At 71.1% G+C, this 6,086-nt stretch carries 6 protein-coding genes; 4 read left to right on the top strand and 2 right to left on the bottom strand.

Features of this window, described 5'->3' with window-relative positions; all coding sequences use genetic code 11:
* Nucleotides 1-116 precede the first annotated feature (116 nt).
* Together C1I97_RS00800 and C1I97_RS00795 are read left to right on the top strand one after the other, a co-directional pair.
* Complete coding sequence (locus C1I97_RS00800) at nt 117-1,739, top strand: MFS transporter (RefSeq protein ID WP_111001266.1); 1,623 nt, start codon at nt 117-119, stop codon at nt 1,737-1,739.
* A gap of 630 nt (nt 1,740-2,369) precedes the next feature.
* Nucleotides 2,370-2,888, top strand: a complete 519-nt coding sequence (locus C1I97_RS00795; protein ID WP_111001265.1) for a DUF3995 domain-containing protein — start codon at nt 2,370-2,372, stop codon at nt 2,886-2,888.
* 88 nt (nt 2,889-2,976) lie between these two features.
* Here the strand turns inward: C1I97_RS00795 and C1I97_RS00790 are convergent, their stop codons facing one another.
* Together C1I97_RS00790 and C1I97_RS00785 are read right to left on the bottom strand one after the other, a co-directional pair.
* Nucleotides 2,977-3,543, bottom strand: a complete 567-nt coding sequence (locus C1I97_RS00790) for a TspO/MBR family protein (protein WP_111001264.1) — start codon at nt 3,541-3,543, stop codon at nt 2,977-2,979.
* Between the two features lie 286 nt (nt 3,544-3,829).
* Nucleotides 3,830-4,366 (bottom strand): alpha/beta hydrolase, encoded by a 537-nt coding sequence (locus tag C1I97_RS00785; protein WP_111001263.1) that lies wholly within the window; start codon nt 4,364-4,366, stop codon nt 3,830-3,832.
* A gap of 179 nt (nt 4,367-4,545) precedes the next feature.
* Between C1I97_RS00785 and C1I97_RS39170 the strand changes: the two genes are divergently transcribed.
* Together C1I97_RS39170 and C1I97_RS00780 are read left to right on the top strand one after the other, a co-directional pair.
* Entirely contained in the window at nt 4,546-4,866 is a 321-nt protein-coding gene (locus tag C1I97_RS39170; RefSeq protein WP_146608123.1) for a hypothetical protein, read from the top strand.
* On the top strand, nt 4,866-6,071 hold the full coding sequence (locus C1I97_RS00780; protein WP_111001262.1) for a cytochrome P450: 1,206 nt from the start codon (nt 4,866-4,868) through the stop codon (nt 6,069-6,071). Before C1I97_RS39170 ends, C1I97_RS00780 begins: the two co-directional genes overlap by 1 nt.
* The last annotated feature ends 15 nt before the right edge of the window (nt 6,072-6,086 follow it).

The raw sequence follows: 6,086 nt of genomic DNA, 5'->3' as shown, positions 1-6,086 counted from the left end.
GAGTACCCCGCCCCGCCCCTTCGTCGGCCGGCGAGGACGACCGGGCCGGCTGTGGCAGCGCGGCCGCTCCTCATGTATTCCGTTCGTCCCCTTTGAGTAAAGAAACGGCTCTCTCCATGGCGTCCACTTCCGTGGATATCTCCGCCCCGGCCACGGCTGCTTCCGCCCGGCCGAAGCCCGCGGGCCGCCGGGGCAACCCCTGGCTCTCCCTGATCGCGGTGTCGTTCGGCCTGCTCATGGTGCAGCTCGACGGCTCCGTCGTCGCCATCGCCAACCCGGCGATCGGCAAGGACCTCCATGCCAGCACCGCGGAGCTGCAGTGGGTCACCAACTCCTACCTGCTCGCGCTCGCCGCCTCGATGATCCTCGGTGGCAAGCTCGGTGACCGGTTCGGCCGGCGCTTCTACTATCTCGTCGGCGTCGGCGGGTTCGTCGTCACCTCGGTCGCCATCGGCCTGTCCGGCAGCATCGAGGGCGTCATCGCCTTCCGTGCCCTGCAGGGTCTGTGCGGCGGCATCCTGATGCCCAACACCCTGGGCATCCTGCGCGCTGTCTTTCCGCCGAGGAAGTTCGCGTCGGCGGTGGGCATCTGGGGCATGGTCTCGGCCGTCTCGACCTCGCTGGGCCCGATCGTCGGCGGTCTGCTCGTCGAGCACGTCGACTGGGCGGCGGTCTTCTACCTGAACGCGCCGATCGGCGTCGTCGCGCTGCTGTTCAGCATGGCGGTTCTCGCGGAGTCCAAGAACTCCACCGGTCATCACCGCTTCGACATCGCCGGTGTCGTCCTGCTCGCCGCGGGTCTGCTCGCGCTCGTCTTCGGCATCGTCAAGGGCGAGACCTGGGGGTGGACTTCCGCCGGAACCCTCGGCTCCATCGTGCTCGGCCTGGTTCTCCTGGTCCTCTTCGGCTGGTACGAGACCCGGCAGGAACACCCGCTGCTGCCGATGCGCCTGTTCCGCAACCGGTCGCTGACCACCGGTGCGGTCATGACCCTGCTGAACTTCTTCGTGATGCTCGGCGGCATCTTCTTCATCATGCTGTACCTGCAGAACGTGCGCGGCTACACGCCGGTCGAGGCCGGTATCAGCACGCTGCCGATGTCGATCGCCTCGCTGTTCGCCTCTCCGATCGGCTCTCAGCTGACCGCCCGCTTCGGCCCGCGCGTCACGATCCCGCTGGGTCTGGTCCTGTCGGCCGCCGCCATGTTCTCCATGCTCACCTGGAGCGTCGACTCCTCCTACGCGACCATGTGGCCGCCGTACGTCGCGATGGGTCTCGGCGTCGGCATCGTGCTGCCCGCCACCGCCGCCGCGATCATCGGCAACGCACCGGTCAGGGACGGCGGTGTGGCCTCCGGCCTGCAGTCCACCATGCTGCAGATCGGCGGCGCTCTCGGCACCTCCGTACTGGTCACCGTGATCGCCGGCAAGGTCGGTTCCTCGCTGTTCGGTGAGCTCACCGGCGCGGGTGTCCCCCCTGCCGTGGCCCACGGTCTCGAGAAGGCCGAGGACGCCGTCGCGATGGGCATCGCCCCGGTCTCCTCCGACATGCCGACGCGGATCAGGGCCGCGGTCGTCGAGGGCAGTGGCCAGGCGTTCGTCAACGGTCTGCACTCCGCCGTCGCCGTGACCGGAATCCTGTGCCTGATCGGTGCCGTGGCTGCCGTGATCGGCATCAAGAGCCGTGCCGAGGAGGCGAGGAACGGCGCGGGCGACGTACCGGGCGTCGCCGCGCACTGAGCGACGGCACACGCGCGGGAGAGCGGCACCGCCGGGGCCGGACGTGGCCCGGGCGGTGCCGCTCTCGCCTGTCCGCTCCGGCTCACGCCGCCGTACGCCGGCCCGCGTGAACAGGCCGTCGCCTTCAACGACCGGATGAACGAAGGCGGGTTCGTCCGGCCGAGGGCCTTGCGCGGTCGGTTGTCCAGCCTGTCGGCCCGGGAACACCGACACGAAATCCGGACCCCATGAAACACCCCCTCCCCCGAACAGTCCGGTACTGCCGAAGCGCCCGGAGTGCCGGGACACCGGATGTACCGATGCCGCGGCCGGTGACGTGTCACCAGGTGATCTCCGTCCGCACTGGCCACATCCAGCAAGATGGCGCCGCGCATGGCCAGCATGCCAGGCATCGGGATATCAAGTTGGTTCGCGATCGGGAAACCGCTTGACCCGCTCACCCCGGACGACAGCATTCTCGTTGGGCATGTACCACCCGGGGCGAGCGAAGCGCGAAAGCGGTCCGCGCTGCCCGGGGTGGGCAGCCTCAAGGCCGTCCACGATGTCGTGGCCCAGCAGGGCGGCCGGCGGAACGGGGACCCTTTCCCACCACAGCGACGACGTCACGAGGGAAGAGAGCAGACGGCGGGCATGAATGTTCCAGCAGTTCGGGAATCCGGCGGACGGCCAAGGCCCTGGGCCGGATACGCGGCCGCGGTACTGGCCTTCGTCTTCGGCCTGTTCAGTTTCTACTGGGCGGCCGGAGGCACCTTCGGCCTCGACACCCTCGGCGGCGTGATCCAGCGGATGGCCGGACGGCGGGACCCCGGATTCATCGCCGTCGTCTGGATCACCGGCGCACTCAAGATCGCGGGCGCTCTCTTCTCCCTGTCGCTCGTCCGGCCGTGGGGCCGCGTCGTCCCCCGCCCGCTGATGCTCACCGTGGGCTGGGGCGGCGCGGCACTGCTGACCGTCTACGGAGCCCTGCAGGTCGGCAGCCTGCTCCTGGTGGCGCTCGGCGTGGTCACCCCCTCCGGCCCCGTCGAGTGGAAGCCGCTGCTGTGGCGCCTGTTCGTCTGGGACATGTCGTTCCTGGTGTGGGGGATCCTGCTCCTGCTCGCCACCCGGACCTACGTGATGAACCATCCGCGGCGTCCAGAAGGCGCGTGAGGCATTGAGCCCGGCACGCGGGCCGGGGCACCGGCGGGGTGGCTGTGTTCTCTCCTGTCGCGTGCCCCGGCAACGGACGGGTCCGCGGTCAGTGCCGAGCAGGTCGCCCCAGGGGCTGTTCTGTCGCCGGCGGCGTACAGGCAGGGGGGTGGTCTCCCGGCCGGTTGCGCCGGGCCAGGGAGAAGTTCAGGGCGGTGGCGTACAGACACCAGGCCGCATAGGGGGCCAGGGCTTTGGCGGCCGAACGATCGGTGACGGCCATGCGGCGGATGAGCTGGGCGTTGCTGAGGTCCAGCAGAAGGGTGCCGGCCAGACCGGCCCTCGGGCTCTTTCGCCGGAAGAACAGGTGGTTCCAGGCCGCGTTCAGCGCCAGATTGACCGTCAGGCCGGCCGCCAGCCCCGCACGGTCACGGCCGCGTGCCCGGCCGAGCCCCCGTCCCGCGGCCCAGGCGATCGTCGCGTACAGCGGTGTCCACACCGCGCCGAACGCCCAGGAGGGTGGCTGCCATGCCGGCTTGTCCAGTGATCGGTACCAGGTGCTGTCGGCGTCGACCGCGCGGGCACCGGCCACTGCGGTCGCGGTCACGGCGACGGCCGCGCAGGCCGTCCACGGGCCGCTCCTGGTCCGCTGCGGGCTCTCACTGATGATCCTCACAGCTGTACCTGTACCCGCCACGCCGCGCCGGATGTGAGACCCCGGTGCGCTGCCTTCACACCCCCGCCCGGCGTCCGGGACCTGGTCGGCGTGCACCGGGGCCGGGCGCGGGTCGGGCTGCGCCGCATCGGCCGAGCCGCCCGTCCCGGCGCCGGTGGCAACGTCGTGCGCGCCGGTCGGCCTGTCCACCGGTGGAGCGTCGGGCTCGGCCGACGAGCTCGTGGCCCGCCTCGTCGACGGCGGCTCGGACGGCCGCCGACAGTGGTGGGCCGGGGGCTGCGCCTTGTCAGGGGGTGGTGCAGGTTCGTGTGAGGTGTCCTGTGCGGACGAAGTCGTTGAGCAGGCTTGTGGCACAGGGGCCGTGGTCGGAGGTGTGGCCTGCCCCGGGGACGAGCACGAAGGTGGAGTGGCGGAACTGGGCGGCGGCCTGCCGGCCGTAGGCGGCGCCGGTGTTGGTGTCCAGGTCGCCGGCCAGGACGGGGACGTCGGGCATGGGCCCGGTGGGCCGGTAGGTGGTGTCCGTGCGGCCGGGCCGGCGCAGGCAGGCGTCGACGGTGTCCATGGAGCCTTCGGTCCAGCCTGCCGCCGAGAAGGGGGCGAAGGGCCGGTCGCCGATCCCTTGCCGGCCCTGGAGGAGCTGGTCCTGCCGCACGGGCAGGGACGCGCCGCGGTCGTGCGGGACGGCGTAGTCGTGGCAGACCACGGAGAAGGCCATCGCCGCGAAGTGGTGGGTCCCGGCCGTGCGGAGGTCGGAGACGGGTGCGTAGAACTCCTTGGCCGGCCGGACGAGTGCGTCCGGGTGTCCGTGCAGTGCCTGCCGCACGGCGGTTGTCAGGCGTGGCCAGAGGTCCGGGGAGCCGCCGGCGTGCGGACGTGATCGCCTCGGTCCACCTGGATCCAGGCGGTGGGGAGGGGCCGTTAGCCCACCTGGCGGGGCGTGGCGGAGCGGGTCACGGGTCCGTGCTGTCTGTCGTGATTCCATCGCGCCAGGAGGCAGACGGCATGACTGATCAGCGACAGCACGAGAACCGTTTTCGATGCACCGCGTCCCGGCGCCGAGCACTGGCCGCCGGGCAGGGGAACCGTGCTCTCGCCGAGCCCGCGGACCGGCCGGGTGTCCGGTGGGTTCGTCCGCACGCCCACGGCCACGCCCCTGCCGCCCTCGCCCGCGGTCCGCGTGCCGCGCTCAGCGGTGCCCTGGTGACGATGGCCGGGGAGGTCCAGCCCGTTCTCACGGCCTGCGGCACGGCGGGGCTCGCACGCGCCCTTCGCCGGGCCGTGGGCACCACCGACGTCGTACCCCTGCCCGGAGGAGCCAACTGATGACCGGCGAGAACGAGACGGTCAGCTGCCCGTTCGACTTCAGCGAAGCCCTGGAGTTCGACCCCGCGCTCGCGGACCTGATGCGCCGTGAGTCCCCCGCACGGATCCGGCTTCGCTACGGCGACGCCGACGCCTGGCTGGTCACCGGCTTCGACGCCGTCAAGCAGGTGACCACCGACCACCGCTTCAGCCGGGCGGGCATCATCGGCCACGACTACCCCCGGATGACGCCCGAGCCCATCGTCTCGCCCGAGTCGATCAATGTGATGGACCCGCCGCACAGCAGCCGCGTCCGTCACCTGGCCTCGCAGGCCTTCACCCAGCAGCAGGTCGAGCGCATGCGGCACCGGATCGTCCGGCTCGCGGACCAGCTGCTGGACGAGATGGAACAGGCGGGCCCGCCGGCGGATCTGGTCCAGCACCTGTCCGACCCGCTTCCCCAGCAGACCGTGCTGGACCTCCTCGGCATCGAACGGCAGGAGTGGCCCCGCCTCCAGGAGTCCGTGCGCCAACTGCTCGTCGTGGGTGCGGACAACAAGGAGGCCTCCGCGAGCGCCAAGGCCGATCTGACGACCTACTTCGCCAAACTCGTCGAACAGCGCCGGAGCTCACCCGGCGCGGACCTCATCAGCGCGATGGCCGCGGCGCGGGACGGTGAGGAGCAGCTCGACGACAGGGAGCTGGCGGTCATGGCGCTCACACTGGCGCTCAGCGGCCAGGACACGGCGACCTGCGAGATCAGCGACATCGTGTATCTGCTCCTGACCCGCCCCGAGCTGATGGAGCGCCTCAGGAGCCGGCCCGGGACGCTGACCGACGTCCTGCACGAGCTGCTCCGCCACATCCCGTTCCGCAAGGGCGTGGGGATTCCCCGGGTGGCTCTGGAGGACGTGGAACTGGACGGTGTGCTGATCCCGGCAGGCGACTTCGTCCACGTGTCGTACCTGACCGCCAACCGTGACCCGCGGCGCTACTCGGATCCGCACGCCATCGACCCCGACCGGCCGGTCCGCCCGCACATGACGTTCGGCTGGGGCGGGCACCGGTGCATCGCGATGCCCTTGGCCATGGCGGAGCTCGAGGTGGCCGTCGGGCGGCTCGTGGAGCGCTTTCCCGGGCTGCGGCTCGCGGTGCCGCCGCAGGAGGTGCGGTGGGACACGGAGACGATCAGGCGGTTTCCCCTGGAGCTGCCGGTGGCCTGGTAGGCACTGCCGTCATGC

The organism is Streptomyces sp. NTH33 (genome assembly GCF_003236365.1).
Lineage (GTDB): Bacteria > Actinomycetota > Actinomycetes > Streptomycetales > Streptomycetaceae > Streptomyces.
The sequence above is the reverse complement of the archived record's forward strand: the minus strand, read 5'-3'. Positions and strand labels throughout refer to the sequence as shown.